The sequence below is a fragment of the Glycomyces harbinensis genome, assembly GCF_900101745.1.
Taxonomy (GTDB): Bacteria; Actinomycetota; Actinomycetes; order Mycobacteriales; family Micromonosporaceae; genus Glycomyces; species Glycomyces harbinensis.
Window position 1 is genome coordinate 248581 of sequence record NZ_FNAD01000003.1, and the last position, 15906, is coordinate 264486.

The window sequence follows — 15906 nt, forward strand, 5'->3', positions numbered from 1 at the left end:
TCCTTATGTGTGCACTTCGTCGTGGACGCGTAGTCGGATGTCTTGAATGATGCCACCGCCTCGCGGTCCGCCGACCCGGCCCTGTCCTGCGAATAGGCTCCGCCACTGCGGCCCGGGCCGGGTCGTTCGGAAGTAGGGGCGCGCGCCTCACGATATTCGTTCGCCGTTGTCACACTCGCGTGTCAAGCTTGTGGAGATGCACGAAGAGCACATGAACTTTCACGAGGACTTTCCGTCCGACGCCCCTTCGACGGGCGAACTGGACCTGGAGGCGCGCCAAGCGCTGCGGCGCGTCTCCGGTCTTGCCTCTACCGAACTCGCCGATGTCACCGACGCCGAGTACCGACGGCTGCGCCTCGAGCGCGTCGTCCTGGTCGGCGTGTGGACCGAAGGCTCGATCGACGACGCCGAGAACTCCCTGGCGGAGCTCGCCCAACTGGCCGAGACCGCCGGCTCCGAGGTCGTCGACGGCCTGATCCAGCGCCGCTCCAAGCCCGACGCGGGGACCTTTATCGGTTCCGGCAAGGTCAAGGAGGTCAAGGAGACCGTCGAGGCCCTCGGGGCCGACACGGTCATCGCCGACGGCGAGCTGTCGCCCGGCCAGTTGATCGCCTTGGAGAAGGTGATCAACGTCAAGGTCATCGACCGCACGGCGCTGATCCTCGACATCTTCGCCCAGCACGCGAAGAGCGCCGAGGGCAAGGCCCAGGTCGAGCTCGCGCAGCTCCAGTACCTCCTGCCGCGCCTGCGCGGCTGGGGTGACGCCATGAGCCGCCAGGGCGGTTCGAACGGCGGCGTGGGCCTGCGCGGTCCCGGTGAGACCAAGCTCGAGACCGACCGTCGCCGCATCCGCGCGAAGGTCGCCAAGCTCCGCCGCGAGCTCGCGAAGCTCACGGTCACCCGCGAGACCAAGCGCGACTCGCGCACCCGGAACCGGGTGCCGGGCGTGGCGATCGCCGGGTACACGAACGCCGGCAAGTCGAGCCTGCTCAACGCCCTCACCGGCGCGGGCATCCTCGTCCAGGACGCCCTGTTCGCGACGCTCGACACCTCCACGAGGCGCTCGCGCACCTCGGAGGGCCGGGAGTACACGGTCACCGACACGGTCGGCTTCGTGCGGCACCTGCCGCACCAGCTGGTCGAGGCGTTCCGCTCGACGCTCGAGGAGGTCGCCGAGGCGGACCTCATCGTCCACGTCATCGACGGATCGCACCCCGACCCGCTCGGCCAGGCCGAAGCGGTCCGCGTGGTGCTCGCCGAGGTCGGCGCCGAAGAGGTCCCGGAACTGGTGGTGGTCAACAAGCTCGACCTGGTCGAGCCCGACGACGTGCTCCAGCTGCGCTCGGACTGGCCCGACGCGGTGTTCGTCTCCGCCCGCTCCGGCGAGGGGATTGACAAGCTCCGCGACGCCATCGAGCACGCCATTCCGCAGCCGGACACCACGCTCACCGTCCTCGTTCCCTACGTTCGCGGAGACCTGGTGTCGCGCATGCGGTCTCGAGGTGAGGTCATCTCCACCGAGCACCGCGGGGACGGCACCGTCATCACGGCGCGCGTCGACGAAGCGCTTGCAGGTGAATTGCGAGCATTCGTCCTGGAAACGGACTGAATCGCAGTGGTCCTGAACATGTCTCATGGGGGTCCCTTCGCTGACCCGGCGTGTTCTGCGACACTTGCGTGATGCGAGAGCGCCGTGTGGGTCGAGTGGCCCTGCCTGCGCGGCTCGTCGCCGGGGCGGCTGGTGCTGCCATCCTGGTCACGGCCGCTCCCCCCGCCTATGCCCAGGATGAAGAGGCCGGCGGCGAGCTGCTGTGCAGTCTCCACGGCACCCAGGCCCCGGCGGGCATCGTCGCCGCGCCCGAAGGCGACGGCTGGTGGATCGTCGCCGCGGGCGCCGAGCAGAACGAGACGCTGTCGATCGACCGCGTCGGCGAGGACTGCAACACCCGTCCCGACGACGAGGCGTTCATCGTCCACCAGTCCCGCGACCCGCAGGCGCTGGCGCTCGACACCGAGGGCGGCGAGTACCTGTGGGTCGGCGACATCGGCGAGGCGGCCGACCGCAACTGGATCACCCTCAACCAGATCGACCTGACCGATTTCGACAACAACGCGATCTTCCGGTTCGTGTTCTCGGACGAGCCGCGCGACATCGGGTCGTTCCTGCTCCTGCCCGGCAAGAAGCCGCTGTTCATCAGTTCCGACGAGGGCGAGGCCACGCTGTTCTCGCCCCCGGGCGACAACCAGACCGATGACACCCCGCTCGACGAGGTCGGGACCGTGGCGCTCCCCGAAGGCGGTTCGGTCTCCGGCGCGGCCCTCAACGCGGACGGCACCAAGGTCGCCCTGCGCACCGAGAACGCCGTCTACGAGTGGGCCGTCGACGGCGACGTGCTCGCCGCGCTGGGCGGCGAGCCCCTCACCACGCCGATCGCCGACGGCGGCACCGCCGAAGGCCTCGCCTACGACGCCGACGGCAACTTCATCACGTTGGCCTCCACCGAAGGCGACGACGGCGTCTTCGGCACCGTCACCCGCTACGCCCCGGCGGCCCCCGCCGCCGAAGAGCCCGCCGAGAGCGAGGGCGAGGCGGCCCCCGCCGAAGAGGCCGGCCCGAGCCTGGTGGACCGGATCCTCGACCTCGGCTTCGGCACGATCGTGAAGATCCTGGCGGCCATCGCGATCCTCGGCCTGCTGGTGATGATCATCGGCATCGTGGTCATCCGCAAGTACAAGAAGGCCCAGAACGGCGACGAGGACGACGAGTCCGAGATGGGCTTCGCCGCGGAGGAGTCCGGCTTCGGCAAGGACGAGCCCTTCATCCCCGACGACCCCGTCGACCTCGGTCTCGACGCCGGCCAGCCCGATCCCGACCTCGGCCGGGTGGCCCGCGGCGGCGTCTACGGCGGGGCCGCCAGGCAGGAACCGTCGGGGAACGTCTACGGCGGCGCCGCTCGACCCGTCGATCCGGCTCCGCCGAGCGGCAACGTCTACGGCGCCGCCGCCCGTCCCGTCGATCCGGCTCCGCCGAGCGGCAACGTCTACGGCGGTGCGGCCCGCCCCGAACCACCGGCACCGCCCCCGCCTCCCCGTCCCGAAGCGTCCGGCCAGGTCTTCGGCGGCCGCGAGGAACCCCAGTACGGGGCCTTCGAAGGCGGCGGCCACGGCAGCGTCTACGACAACTCGGGCCCCGGCCAGTCCTTCACGGCCAAGCCCGAACCCTCAGGGAACGTCTACGGGGCCCAGCCCCGCCCCGCCGCACCCGCGGTCCCGCCCGGCGGGAGCCCGCCGAGCGGGAACGTGTACGGCGCCGGGGGATCGCCGCAGGGCTCCGTCTACGGGGCCGGAAACGGCGAACGGACCCCCGAAGCCGATGAGGGCTACTGGGGTCCGCCTGACAACGGTGGCTCCACTTACGGCCGGGGGCGCTAGCGCGGTTCGCGCAGCATCGAGACCTTGTCGAGTCGGCACGGCACCGCGCCGTCCGAGGACGGCACGGCGGCGCCGGTTCAGATCTTCCGGAGGACGGCGACGACTCGGCCGAGGATCTCGGCCTCCGAGGCGTCGATCGGGTCGTACAGTGCGTTGGCCGGGAGGAGCCATGGCTTGCCGTTCTTGCGCTTCCAGGTCTTCACGGTCGCCTCGCCGTCGATCATCGCGGCCACGATCTCGCCGTTCAATGCGTCGGGCTGCTGGCGCACGACGACCCAGTCGCCGTCGGTGATGGCCGCCTCGACCATCGAGTCGCCCTTGACGCGCAGCAGGAAGTGCACGCCCTCGCCGACGAACTCGGCCGGCAGGGGCATGACGTCGTAGTCGCGCTCCTCGGCCAGGATCGGCTGTCCCGCGGCGATCTCGCCGACCATCGGGACGTAGCGGGGACGCGGGTGCTGCGAGCAGGTCTGGACTCCGCCCGGGGTGGACTGCCGGACCCCGACCGCGCGCGGCCGGCCGGCAAGGCGGTTGAGATAGCCCTTCCGCTCCAGCTGCTTCATCTGGTACGCGACGGAAGAGGCTGAGGCGAGCCCGACTTCGGCGCCGATCTCTCGAACGCTCGGCGGATACCCCTTGTTGTTGATGAACTCCTCGATGTACTCGAGGACTTGCTGCTGCCGACGCGTCAGCTTGCGCGTTTTCGGTCGGGCTGTGGTGGTCTCGCTGGCCACAGGAGGCTCCTGTAAGACAAATGGGACGGTATGTCTGATTCCGACAATGTAACTCAGCTGCGGTGTCAAGTCAAACATTCGTGCGATGTCGGCGTGTCGGCGCGCTGGTCGGAATGTGTTTTGCCCCAGGTTCACCCGCACGGGTGAACGAGAATCCGGTGCTCGATGGTTCACTGAAGCCCGTCCCCGAACTCCACCATGATCTTGGCACATCGATCTGCGCTATCCTTGACACAAGATCTTGTGGTTTGTTGTATCGTCTCTCACTAGGTGTTGGGGTTGCTGCACCGACTGGAACCGCGGAAGGCAGACTGTCCTCCCGGCCGGGCGCCACAGCGGCGGCGCCGCTCCCCGGAGAATGTCAGTCCCCGGAGAGACGATGGCTCAAGAAGGAGACTAGCGATGCGATGCCCTTACTGTCGCCATCCCGACAGTCGAGTAGTCGATTCTCGCGAGGCCGAGGACGGCAAGATCATCCGCCGCCGCAGGGTCTGCCAGCAGTGCGAGAAGCGCTTCACCACCGTCGAGGAATCCATCCTCGCCGTCGTGAAACGAAGCGGCGCAACGGAACCCTTCAGCCGCCGCAAGGTCGCCTCCGGCGTCCTCAAGGCCTGCCAGGGCCGCCCGGTCGACGCCGACGACGTGGCCAAACTGGCCCAGGCGGTCGAAGACGAGATCCGCTCGAAGGGCGTCGCCGAAGTACCGAGCAACGAGGTCGGCCTGGCCATCCTCGGACCGCTGCGCCAGCTCGACGAAGTCGCCTATCTGCGCTTCGCGAGCGTCTACCGCAGCTTCGAGTCGCTCGAGGACTTCGAGGCCGCCATCGCGCAGCTCCGCGCCGAGCACGCCGCCCGGGGCACCGAATAGCACCGTCAGAACACCCGTACGATTCCCGAATACCAGGCATGAGGAGACAGGGGCGAGACATGCCGAAGACCGTGAAGGCCGCCGAGGGCGCCGCGAAGACCGTTACGAGGACCAGTGTGAAGAAGCAGCCGACGGGCGGCCTCAAGGTGGAGCGCGTCTTCACCACGGCGGGGACCCACCCGTACGACGAGGTCGCGTGGGAGTCCCGCGACGTCGTCATGACCAACTGGCGCGACGGCTCGATCAACTTCGAGCAGCGCGGCGTCGAGTTCCCCTCCTTCTGGAGCCAGAACGCCACCCAGATCGTGACCTCCAAGTACTTCCGCGGCGCCGTCGGCACCCCGCAGCGCGAGACCGGTCTCAAGCAGGTCATCGACCGCGTCGTGCACCAGTACCACGTCGCCGGCGAGAAGAACGGTTACTTCGCCTCCGCCGAAGACGCCCAGATCTTCGCCGACGAGCTCACCTGGCTCCTGCTCCACCAGTACTTCAGCTTCAACTCCCCGGTCTGGTTCAACGTCGGCACCGCCGCGCCCCAGCAGGTCTCCGCGTGCTTCATCCTCAGCGTGGACGACACCATGGAGTCGATCCTGGACTGGTACAAGGAAGAGGGCATGATCTTCAAGGGCGGCTCCGGAGCGGGCGTCAACCTCTCCAAGATCCGCTCCTCCGCCGAACTGCTCTCCTCCGGCGGCAACGCCTCCGGCCCGATCAGCTTCATGCGCGGCGCCGACGCCTCCGCCGGCACCATCAAGTCCGGCGGCGCCACCCGCCGCGCCGCGAAGATGGTCATCCTCGACGTCGACCACCCCGACATCGAGGCGTTCATCGACACCAAGGCCCGCGAAGAGGACAAGATCCGCGCCCTGCGCGACGCGGGCTTCGACGTCGACCTCGGCGGCGAGGACATGTTCTCGGTCCAGTACCAGAACGCCAACAACTCGGTCCGCGTGACCGACGAGTTCATGGCCGCCGTCGAGAACGGCACCGACTACGCGCTCAAGGGCCGCCAGACCGGCGAGGAGATCAGCCGCCGCGACGCCCGCGAGGTCTTCCGCAAGATGGCCAAGGCCGCCTGGGAGTGCGCCGACCCGGGCATCCAGTACGACGACGTCATCAACGACTGGCACACCAACCCGAACACGGACCGCATCTACGCGTCCAACCCGTGCTCGGAGTACATGAGCCTCAACGACTCCTCGTGCAACCTCGCCAGCCTGAACCTCATGAAGTTCCTCGGCGAGGACGGCTCCTTCGACGTCGAGCGGTTCGTCAAGACCGTCGAGTTCGTCATCACCGCCATGGAGATCTCGATCTCCTTCGCGGACTTCCCCACCGAGAAGATCGCGGAGACCACGAGGAACTTCCGCCAGCTCGGCATCGGGTACTCCAACCTCGGCGCCCTGCTCATGGCCTCGGGCCACGCCTACGACTCCGAAGACGGCCGCGCCCTCGCCGCGGGCATCACCGCGCTCATGACCGGCGTCTCCTACCGCCGCTCGGCCGAGATCGCCGGCGTCGTCGGCCCCTACGCGGGCTACGAGCTCAACGCGGAGCCGCACCAGCGGGTCATGGCCAAGCACGCCGCCGCCGCGAACGAGGTCCGCACCTTCGGCGACGTCGACGCCACGATCCTCGACGCCGCCAAGGCCGAATGGGCCGCCGGCAACGAGATCGGCGCCGTCAACGGCTGGCGCAACGCGCAGGCCTCGGTGCTCGCGCCCACCGGCACCATCTCGTTCATGATGGACTGCGACACCACCGGCATCGAGCCCGACCTGGCGCTCGTGAAGTTCAAGAAGATGGTCGGCGGCGGCTCCATGGAGATCGTCAACCAGACCGTGCCCCGCGCGCTGGCCAACCTGGGCTACGACCAGGAGCAGAGCGGCGCGATCGTCGACTACATCGCCGAGAACGGCCACATCGTCGGCGCCCCGCACCTGGCCGAGGAGCACTACAGCGTGTTCGACTGCGCCATGGGCGAGCGCTCGATCTCGCCGATGGGCCACGTCAACATGATGGCCGCGGTGCAGCCGTTCCTGAGCGGGTCCACGAGCAAGACCGTGAACCTGCCCGAGTCCGCCACCGTCGAGGACATCGAAGAGGTCTACTTCCAGGGCTGGAAGCTCGGCATCAAGGCCCTCGCGGTCTACCGCGACAACTGCAAGGTCGGCCAGCCGCTCTCCGCGAAGAAGAAGGAAGTGGAGCAGGCCGTCGAGGCCGCGGTGGAGCAGGCGATCGCCACGGTCGAGGCCCACGTCCCGGTGCGCCGCAAGCTGCCGAAGAAGCGCCCGAGCCAGACGATCTCGTTCTCCGTGGGCGGCGCCGAGGGCTACATGACCTCCTCGTCCTACCCGGACGACGGCCTCGGCGAGGTCTTCCTCAAGATGTCGAAGCAGGGCTCGACCCTCGCCGGCGTCATGGACGCCCTGTCGGTGTCGATCTCGATCGCCCTCCAGTACGGCGTGCCGCTGGAGAAGTACGTCGAGAAGTTCACCAACATGCGCTTCGAGCCCGCCGGCATGACCGACGACCCGGACATCCGGATGGCCTCCTCGCTGGTGGACTACATCTTCCGCCGCCTGGCCCTGGACTACCTGCCGTACGACGAGCGGGCCGCGATCGGCATCCTGACGACCGCCGAGCGCACCGCCGAGGTCAACGGCGAGGACCCCGCGAAGGTCTCCCAGCCGGAGGTCGACCTGGAGGCGCTGCGCGGCTCCGCCCCGGTGGACGAGGCGCCGGCCGACGACGACGGCGTCGCCGAAGCCGTTGCGGAGCGTGTGCAGATCGAGTCGAAGAAGTCCCGCCTGGACATCCTCAACTCGGCCCAGGCCCGCAGCGCCGACGCGCCGCTGTGCATGAACTGCGGGACCAAGATGCGCCCGGCCGGCTCCTGCTACGCCTGCGAGGGCTGCGGCGCCACCAGCGGTTGCAGCTAGTCAGCGAGCGAGATCAGGGCCCCAGGCGCATCGCGCCTGGGGCCCCGTTTCACTTACCTGCGATCAGATTAACCCCGGCCGTGGGCCGCGCGCGGCGTTTCGGAGAAAAACTCGGAGCCGCCTCGACGACTTCGCAGCGTAACCGCAGCAAAACTAGACAAGACGGGCCGTAGGCGCCCGATGCCACGGTCATAGACTCCCCTCTATGCACAACGTTCCCCTGGCCCCTCCGGGCTCGGCGACGCCGGCGAGCCCTGCGGAGAGCGCGGTGGCGACGCTTGCGGGCCGAGCCGTGCGCACGGCCCCCGCGCCCGCGAGCCGGACGATGAACCCCGCTGCGACGCCGGCGAGCCGGACATGAGCACGGTCCGGATCGACCCCGCCGCCGCGGCGGCGAGCCTCGCCGACTCCACCGGGAGCCCCCTCGCACCCGGCGCCGCCTTCGCGGTCTACCGGCTCGGCAGGTCCTCCTTCCGCGCGGCCGTGGTCCGCCGCGTCGAGGACGAGTACGTGATCCTCGCCGAGCGGGCCGAGCCCATCGGCGGTGCCGAGTTCGACGGACTGCTCCTCGCCTACCTGTCCGGGCGCCACCCCGACGCCGGGGTCCGCCTCTGGGCCCGCATCGACGACCCGTCCGACCCCGCCGACCAGCGCCTGCGCGCGCTGCTGCTCGACAAGGTCGCCCGCGCCCGCGAGCAGTTGTCGGAGCGCGAGTTCACCGTCATCACCGTTCCGGCCGCCGACGTGAAGCTGCCCGTGACGCGCGAGGAGCTCGACGCGAGCATCCAGCAGCTCATCGACACCACCGCCGACCTCCTCGAGGAAGCCCTCGCCGAGGCGGGCGTCGCACCGCAGGAGCTGGCGGGCCTGCTCCTGGCCGGCGGCGCCGCCCGGACGCCGCTGGCGGCCGTGGCGCTGCGCGGCAGGTTCGGCGTCGAGCCGGTGCTCGCCGCGCCGAGCGCCCCGGCGGTCGAGGAGCCGCCGACCGAGCCGATCCCGACGCGCGAGCTGCCCACGATGGCCGAGGAGACCGAGGCGCCCGCCAAGCGGCGCCGCCCGGCCCGTGCCGTCGTCGTCACCGCCGTCGTGCTGGTCCTCCTGGCGGCCGTGGCCGCCTTCGGGACCCGACTCGGCGACCGGGGCACCCCGACGGGCGGAGAGGGCGCAGGGGACGCCTCAGCGGCCTCCGACGCGCCGTCGTCGAACGACCTCTCCCCGTCGCCGGAGCCGAGCGACGCCGCGAGCGAGGAGGGCGAGTCGGCCTCCGGGCCGCCGAGCCCCGGCTCGGGCGGCGAGGAGCCGGACGAGACCGAGCAGGCCGAGTCCGGCGACGAGGAGGACGAGCAGCCCGTCACCGAGGGCGCGACGACCGCGGCCGTGCCCGACATGGTCGGCATGTCGACCGCCGAGGCCCAGGAGGCCGTCGGCGACGCCGGCTTCGCCGCTGCGGAGCAGACGGGGGAGTGGCGCTCGGTCCTGGACTTCTCGCACGAGGACTGCGAGGTGATCGACCAGGACCCCGCGGCCGGCGAGGTCGTGCCGCTGTCGTCGGCGGTGGCCGTGACCTTCTCGTACAGCGGCTCCGAAAGCGAGTGCGACGTCTGACGCGCCGCGCTTCGAATTCAAGCACGATCGTGCTATTTTTAGTCCATGCGCAAAGGCGAGATGACCCGGCAGGCCATCCTCGACGAAGCGGTCCGCATGGCCCGCTTCTCGGGGCTCTCCGGCCTGACCATCGGCTCGCTCGCCGCCGCCGCCGACATGTCCAAGTCCGGCCTGTACGCCCACTTCAAGTCGAAGGAGGCGCTTCAGCTCGCGTGCATGGAGCGCAACGGCGAGCAGTTCATCGACGAGGTGATCCGGCCCGCGCTCGCCAAGCCGCGGGGGATCGCGCGGCTCCAGGCCATCGTGGAGTACTGGATGCAGTGGTACTCGCACCCGGGCGGATGCCTGTTCCTGGCCTCCGCCGCCGAGTTCGACGACCTGCCCGGACCGCTGCACGACCTCATGGTCGGGCAGCAGCGGGACATGCTCGACTCCCTCTCCCGGATCGCCGCCACCGCGGTCGGGCAGGGGGAGTTCCCCGAAGACACCGACGTCTTCCAAGTGGCGCAGGAGGTCTTCGGCATCCTGCTGTCCTACAACTGGATGAGCCGCATCCTGTCCTATCCCGACGCCGCCGACCGCGCTTGGGCGGCGTTCAACCGCGTGATCCTCAGCCGCACCGACTGACGGACCCGGAAGCGTTCACCCGACCAGGAAGGCCGACACCCATGGCGTCCACCGCACCGACCACCGGCTCGAAGAAGAAAAGCACGACCGTTCGTGCTCCTTGGTACGTCCGCTCCGGCTTCGCCGCCGCCGAGCACGTCGCCCCCGGCCCGGCCGCGAAGCTGCTGTGCGAACTGTGGTTCCGGCTCCCGGCCGGCCCCGAGAAGCGCCTCCGGGGCGAGGCCCCGGCCGGGTCGAGCGTCTTCGAGATCGACTGCCTCGGCTCCACCCTGTGGGGCTACGACTGGGCCCCCGACACGCCCGGCGACGCCCCGCTGGTCTACCTCGTCCACGGCTGGGGCGGCTCGACCGGCGACTTCCGGTTCATCGCCGCGAACCTGGTCGCCTCGGGCTTCCGCGTGGTCGCCTTCGACGCCCCCAGCCACGGCAACGCCGGGCCCGGGCCCTGGGGCGAGCGGCACGCCAACGGCGTCCACCTCATCGAGGCCATGAGCGTCGTCCTCGACAAGTTCGGCACGCCCTACGGGGTCGCGGCCCACTCCATGGGCTGCCTGAGCGCCGTCCACGGGATGGTCATGAACGGCGTCGACCTGTCCGCGGTCCGCCTGGCGATGCTCGCGCCGTTCATCGGCGGCGCCGAGGGCTTCCGCGACACGATCGGCGCGATCGTGCCGGTCGGCCCGCGCATCATGAAGGCCCTCCAGCCGCTCGGCGAGGCCAAGTCCGGTGTGCGCCTCGACGACTTCTCCCTGCGCGGCGTCGACGTCGAGTCCCCGGCGCTCATCGTCCACGACAAGGGCGACCGGCCCAACCCCTTCCGCCACGGCCAGGGGATCGCGGAGGCGTGGCCGAACGCCGAGCTCATGGCGACCACCGGCCTGGGCCACCGCAAGATCCTCGTCAGCCCGGCCGTCAACAGCCGCGTGACGCAGTTCTTCAAGGAAATGTGAAAGCCGAAAGCAGAGCAGCGCAAGCGAAAGGGGCCGGGTCAGCAGACCCGGCCCCTTTCTTCACGTCTTAACCCTCGTAGTGGATCGTCAGGCGCGTCCAGGCGCCGATGTTGATGTAGGTGCCGTCGCCCACCGGGAACTCCACGTTCGGCGCCAGCGGCTCGTCCGAGCCGTTGAGGAACGTGCCGTTCGAGGAGCCGACGTCCATGATCGACCACGAGCCGTCGGGCTTGGCGAACAGCTTCGCGTGCTGCGCGCTCACACCCGGGTCGGCCACGTCGCCCGACAGGTCGATGTCAGGGGTGATGCCCCGCTTGGCGCTGTAGCGCCCGATCGACAGGTCGGGCTTGTCGAGCGGGAAGCGGCGCGGCTTCGCGAACGACGGGTACTGCAGCTGCGAGGCCCCGTCCGAGGCCGCGACCTTGTGGAAGTAGCCCTGGTCGGCGGTCACCGCGACGCCCCAGCGGGTGGCGGAGGCCTGCCCGGGGGGCGCGTAGTTCGAGGCGAGGTCGCTCGGCTGCGCGTCCGGCATCGAGAACCCGCCGGTGCCCGACGCGGGCGGCGCGGAGGTCGGGGCGCCGAACGGCGCGGCCGGAACGCCCGGAGGCGGTCCGGGAGGCGCCGACGTCGGAGCGCCGTAGGCCTGCTGCGCGTACGGGTCCTGCTGCCCGTAACCGCCCTGCTGCGGCTGCCCGTAAGGGTCCGCCTGGGGCTGCGCGTAGGGGTCCTGCGGCTGGGACGGCTGACCGTAGGGGTCCTGGCCGTACCCGCCCTGCTGCGGTTGCCCGTAGGGGTCCTGCTGCTGCGGCTGGCCGTACGGGTCCTGCCCGTAACCGCCGGGCTGCTGTTGCTGCTGCCCGTAGGGGTCCTGGCCGTAACCGCCCTGCTGCGGCTGAGCGTACGGGTCGGGCTGCTGCCCGTAGCCCGGCTGCTGCTGCGCGTAGGGGTCCTGCGGCTGGGACGGCTGACCGTAGGGGTCCTGGCCGTACCCGCCCTGCTGCGGTTGCCCGTAGGGGTCCTGCTGCTGCGGCTGGCCGTACGGGTCCTGCCCGTAACCGCCCTGCTGCGGCTGCTGCTGCGCGTACGGGTCCTGGGGCTGCCCGTAAGGGTCGTTCGGCGCGTAGCCCTGGCCGAAGGCCGGGGACTGCGGGGGCTGGCCTTGCTGCCACGCCGGGTTGGGCGTCCCGCACTGTTCGCAGAACTGGGCTTGCGGGAATGCCCCGCAGGCGCACTGGTACCCGCCCGGCTGTGGGGCACCGCCGTAGGTCGGCTGGTAGGTCAAGGTCGTCCCCCTCCAAGCATTTGGGTGTACTCGGCCTCGCTGACGACACCGAGCAGCGGGGCGGGCCCGTCGCCCTGGTTCTGGACACTTGGAGCCGCATGCTCTTGCGCATGCGCGTCTCCCTGGACCGAACCGGGGGATTCGAGTTCCACCACCGCGACACTGATGTTGTCATGCCCGCCGTTGGCGAGCGCTTGTCGTGTCAACGCTACCGCCTTGTCGCCAACACTGCCGTCCGGCAGTGGCAGAAGGTCGTGATCGTCATTGAAATAGCGCGACAGACCATCGCTGCACACTACGACATGTCCGCCTCCCAGATCCACGCGGAGGAGATTCGGATTCAGGGTCGGCGCGTCCGCCCCGAGCCACGCGAGCAGGGCTTTCGCGTACGGATTCTTGTAGCGGTCGTCCGCGGGGTCGACGCCCTGGTACTCCAGGCGGGCCTGGATCGTGTCGTCCACCGTCAGGCACCGGGCCTCCTTCTCGCCGGCCCAGTAGGCCCGGGAGTCGCCCACCCAGCACAGGATCACCTGGTTCCCCTCGATGACCGCCGAGACGTACGTGGAGGACGGCGGCGAGTTCGGGTACTGCTTGCCCACCGCGGCCACCGCCGAGTGGGCCGCGCCCACCCCGCGCCGTGAGGCGTCCTCCGCCGACAGGCCCTCGCCGAGCGCCGAGCGGATCTCCGTGATCGCCGCTTCCACTCCCGCGAGTGACGCCCGCTCGGAGTCCGAGGCCCCCGAGACCCCGTCGCAGACCACGGCGATCTTGCGCCCGTCGTCGGCCACGGCGATCGCGATCGAGTCCTGGTTGTAGTGGTGCCGCTTGCCCACGTCGGTGGCCGCGCCGATCGCCGGGAGCGCGAACGACAGGTGGTCGTCCGAACCGCCCGGGTGCTCCGGGTTCTCCTCGGCCGCAGCTGAAGAGAGCCACGGGGCCGATTCGGCCGGCACTGCGAACTCCTCCAGGTCCCCGCCGCAGTCCTCGCAGTAGCGGCCGAGGTCGGCGGGCAGTCCGCAAGCGGTGCACCGCTTCGCGGCGCCCATGGTGGGTGAGGGCTGCATAGGGCTCCTTCGCTACAGCATCGTGCGGGGGCGGTGGCGGTTGGCCAGGTCGAAGTAGTACACCTGGTCCTCCCTGCGGGTGCAGGCGTGGGCGAGGTCGCGGTAGGCCCGCTCCAGCGCCAGACGCAGCTCCCGCTCCTCGGGCCGGGCCTCGAAGACCCGCGGCTCCTGCGCCGGACCGGTGCGCAGCACCGTCTCCAGCGCGGAGTGGAGGATGCGGGTCGACACCAGGTGGCGGCGCCTCGGTTCGAGCTTGAGCTCGTCGAGCCTCCCGGCCATGTGGTGCAGGTCCAGCAGCGACGGCGGGGCCGTGCGGCTGTGCAGCGCGGTCTGGATTGCCGCGGTCTGCGCGATCCCGTACTGCGCCGAGGTCTTCGGCACCTGGTGGAGCGTCGTGATCGCGTCCGTGGAGTGCCCTTCGAGGTCCAGCAGGCGCGCCCGGCCGTATGCGGCCGAGACGAACCGGTGGTCGCAGACCCAGATCCGCGTGTAGTGCGGCAGTGCGAGGTCGCGGCGCCCGGCCAGTTCGGCGCAGGCCGCCAGCGCCAGGCGCGGGGCCAGCTCTCCGGGGAGGTGGGAGTAGACGGCGTCGAAGTGCGCCGCGGCGGTGTGGAAGTCGGCGGCCAGCAGCGAGATGGTCCCGCGCAGCCAGGTGACCTGCCACGTGTTGCCCTCGCGCTGGGCGAACTGGTCGAGCGCGGCGGCGGCCTGGTTGAGGTCGCCGGCGTTGACGAGGGTCCGCACGCGCCGCAGCTGCACTTCCGGGCTCTGGGCCGGGGCGGCGGCGAGTTCGGCGAGGATGCCGGCGGCGTCGGTGGCCTGGAGCGTGGCGAGGAACGCGGCCATCGGGTCGGCGAGGTCGACCATCGGCGTCGGCAGCGCGTGCGCGACGTCGAAGGGGTCGCCGACGGCGTGGATGTCGTAGTCCACGTCCGGTTCGCCGAAGACCGACTGCTCGCCGCTGAACAGCGTCGAGGGCTCGTGCCTCGGCTCGCCCCGCTGGACGGACTGGACTTCGTGGAGGACGCCGCGCACCTGGGTGCGCATGTCGTCGGCGTCCTGGAAGCGCGAGCGCGGCTCGGTGTGGGTGGCGCGCAGCAGCAGCCGGTGGAAGGACCCGTATTCGGCGAACACGGGCGCTTCGGCGGCCGGCGGGAGCTTGTCGCGGTAGGTGCTGGTGAAGCCCTTGAAGTCGAGGGCGAGCACGGCCATGGAGCGGCCGATGGTGTACAGGTCCGAGGTCACCGACGGGCCGACGGACAGGATCTCGTCGTTGGGCACCGAGTAGCCGGGGGTGCCGTAGATCGCCGACTCCATGTCGTCGACGTGGCGCACGGCGCCGAGGTCGATGAGCTTGAGCCAGGTCTCGACGTGGATCATGTTGTCGGGCTTGAAGTCGCAGAACAGCAGGCCCCGGTCGTGCAGGTAGCTGAACGCGGGCAGCAGCTCGGCGGTGTAGGTGAGGACCTGCTCGAGGGGGAGGGGCCTCCGCTCGCCGTTCTCGTCGACGGCCTCCCTGATGTCGCGCAGGGACTTCCCGGCCAGGTACTCCATGACGATGTACGACTGGAGCTGGCCCGAGCGGGGGTCGGCGGCGGCGACGAAGTCGTGGATGTCGACCACGTTGGGGTGGTCGATGCCGACGAGGAAGCGCCGCTCGTTGATGGCGGCCTCGATCGCGTCCTCGTCGGAGGTGTTGATGAGGCCCTTGATGACGACCCACCGCTGGGTGAGGTCGTCGGCGAAGTTCTGGTCGTTGGCGAGGTAGATCCAGCCGAGGCCGCCGTGGGCGATCGCGCCGAGCACTTCGTAGCGCTCGGAGAGCACGTCGCCGGGCTGGAGCGCGGGCGTGAACCAGTAGCGGGTGCGGCAGTGGGCGCAGTAGCCCTCGACGCGGCCGGTACGTCCGGCCTGGGGCCGTCCGACGGGTTTGCCGCACGAGGAGCAGAAGCGCTTGTGCTCGGGCACCTGCGGGTGCTCCATGACGGCTTCGGCGGGGTCCCTGGGGGGCACCGGCGGCATGTCGGACAGGCCGCCCCTCTGGCGGGCGCTGGTGGTCGTGGAGCGCGTGACGGGGCCGGTGATCGGCTGCGGCAGCGGTGCGGCGGGCGCCCGGTACGGGGCGGGCGGCGGCGAGACCACCGAGCCGATCGGTGCGACCTGCTGGGACTGCGCCGAGTACGCCACCGGCGGCGCGGCGGGGGACATGGGCGGCACGCTGGTGCCGATCGGCGGCGGCGGCGAGGGCGCGAAGCCCGGCTGCGGCGGCACCGCGGGCGGGGTGTTGAGGCGCTTGCGCACGCGGAGCGTGTCGCTCTCCTCGGCGGTCGGCGGCTGCTGCTGGACCTGGCCCGGCTGGTACCGCTGGGTGTGCTCGGGCGGCGGCTGGTCGCTCATGGGCTC

General features: G+C 70.4%; 11 protein-coding genes. 7 read left to right on the plus strand and 4 right to left on the minus strand.

Translation table 11 applies throughout. The features are described 5' to 3' along the window. The first annotated feature begins 211 nt into the window (after window positions 1-211). Together hflX and BLQ63_RS07295 are read left to right on the plus strand one after the other, a co-directional pair. Window positions 212-1609 (plus strand): GTPase HflX, encoded by a 1398-nt coding sequence (gene hflX, locus BLQ63_RS07290; protein ID WP_177154818.1) that lies wholly within the window; start codon window positions 212-214, stop codon window positions 1607-1609. Window positions 1610-1680: 71 nt separating this feature from the next. Continuing rightward, a complete protein-coding gene (locus tag BLQ63_RS07295; RefSeq protein ID WP_143014799.1) occupies window positions 1681-3432 on the plus strand; it encodes a hypothetical protein in 1752 nt (583 codons plus the stop codon). 77 nt (window positions 3433-3509) lie between these two features. Here BLQ63_RS07295 and lexA read toward each other — a convergent pair whose 3' ends face one another. Then, window positions 3510-4166, minus strand: coding sequence for a transcriptional repressor LexA (gene lexA / locus BLQ63_RS07300; protein WP_230600610.1), 657 nt, complete (start codon window positions 4164-4166; stop codon window positions 3510-3512). A 402-nt stretch (window positions 4167-4568) separates the two neighbouring features. Between lexA and nrdR the strand changes: the two genes are divergently transcribed. The 5 genes from nrdR (at window position 4569) to BLQ63_RS07325 (ending at window position 11157) form a co-directional block, all read left to right on the plus strand. Next, a complete protein-coding gene (gene nrdR / locus BLQ63_RS07305) occupies window positions 4569-5033 on the plus strand; it encodes a transcriptional regulator NrdR (protein ID WP_091030975.1) in 465 nt (154 codons plus the stop codon). 59 nt (window positions 5034-5092) lie between these two features. Further along, window positions 5093-7975: a vitamin B12-dependent ribonucleotide reductase gene (locus BLQ63_RS07310; RefSeq protein WP_091030978.1), complete on the plus strand. Its 2883-nt coding sequence runs from the start codon at window positions 5093-5095 to the stop codon at window positions 7973-7975. 357 nt (window positions 7976-8332) lie between these two features. Then, on the plus strand, window positions 8333-9580 hold the full coding sequence (locus BLQ63_RS07315; protein WP_091030981.1) for an Hsp70 family protein: 1248 nt from the start codon (window positions 8333-8335) through the stop codon (window positions 9578-9580). A gap of 45 nt (window positions 9581-9625) precedes the next feature. Next, the gene (locus BLQ63_RS07320; RefSeq protein WP_091030985.1) at window positions 9626-10207 is read left to right on the plus strand and encodes a TetR/AcrR family transcriptional regulator; all 582 of its coding nucleotides are present in this window, start codon (window positions 9626-9628) and stop codon (window positions 10205-10207) included. Window positions 10208-10248: 41 nt separating this feature from the next. After that, window positions 10249-11157 (plus strand): alpha/beta fold hydrolase, encoded by a 909-nt coding sequence (locus BLQ63_RS07325; RefSeq protein WP_091030988.1) that lies wholly within the window; start codon window positions 10249-10251, stop codon window positions 11155-11157. Window positions 11158-11224: 67 nt separating this feature from the next. On the opposite strand, the gene BLQ63_RS29595 is transcribed toward BLQ63_RS07325, so the two are convergent. The 3 genes from BLQ63_RS29595 to BLQ63_RS07340 are packed head-to-tail and all read right to left on the minus strand — an operon-like array spanning window position 11225 to window position 15900. Continuing rightward, window positions 11225-12439, minus strand: a complete 1215-nt coding sequence (locus BLQ63_RS29595; RefSeq protein ID WP_091030992.1) for an FHA domain-containing protein — start codon at window positions 12437-12439, stop codon at window positions 11225-11227. After that, entirely contained in the window at window positions 12436-13503 is a 1068-nt protein-coding gene (locus BLQ63_RS07335; protein WP_091030995.1) for a PP2C family protein-serine/threonine phosphatase, read from the minus strand. The genes BLQ63_RS29595 and BLQ63_RS07335 overlap by 4 nt, the downstream gene beginning before the upstream one ends. 12 nt (window positions 13504-13515) lie before the next feature. Next, window positions 13516-15900: a serine/threonine-protein kinase gene (locus BLQ63_RS07340; protein WP_091030998.1), complete on the minus strand. Its 2385-nt coding sequence runs from the start codon at window positions 15898-15900 to the stop codon at window positions 13516-13518. Window positions 15901-15906: the final 6 nt, after the last annotated feature.

Bases quoted from the DNA above. Each gene is read 5' to 3' on its own strand.
- BLQ63_RS07340 (WP_091030998.1), bottom strand. From the start codon at position 15,900: ATGAGCGACCAGCCGCCGCCCGAGCACACCCAGCGGTACCAGCCGGGC.
- BLQ63_RS07310 (WP_091030978.1), top strand. From the start codon at position 5,093: ATGCCGAAGACCGTGAAGGCCGCCGAGGGCGCCGCGAAGACCGTTACG.
- BLQ63_RS07335 (WP_091030995.1), bottom strand. From the start codon at position 13,503: ATGCAGCCCTCACCCACCATGGGCGCCGCGAAGCGGTGCACCGCTTGC.
- nrdR (WP_091030975.1), top strand. From the start codon at position 4,569: ATGCGATGCCCTTACTGTCGCCATCCCGACAGTCGAGTAGTCGATTCT.
- BLQ63_RS07320 (WP_091030985.1), top strand. From the start codon at position 9,626: ATGCGCAAAGGCGAGATGACCCGGCAGGCCATCCTCGACGAAGCGGTC.
- BLQ63_RS07315 (WP_091030981.1), top strand. From the start codon at position 8,333: ATGAGCACGGTCCGGATCGACCCCGCCGCCGCGGCGGCGAGCCTCGCC.
- BLQ63_RS07295 (WP_143014799.1), top strand. From the start codon at position 1,681: ATGCGAGAGCGCCGTGTGGGTCGAGTGGCCCTGCCTGCGCGGCTCGTC.
- hflX (WP_177154818.1), top strand. From the start codon at position 212: ATGAACTTTCACGAGGACTTTCCGTCCGACGCCCCTTCGACGGGCGAA.
- BLQ63_RS07325 (WP_091030988.1), top strand. From the start codon at position 10,249: ATGGCGTCCACCGCACCGACCACCGGCTCGAAGAAGAAAAGCACGACC.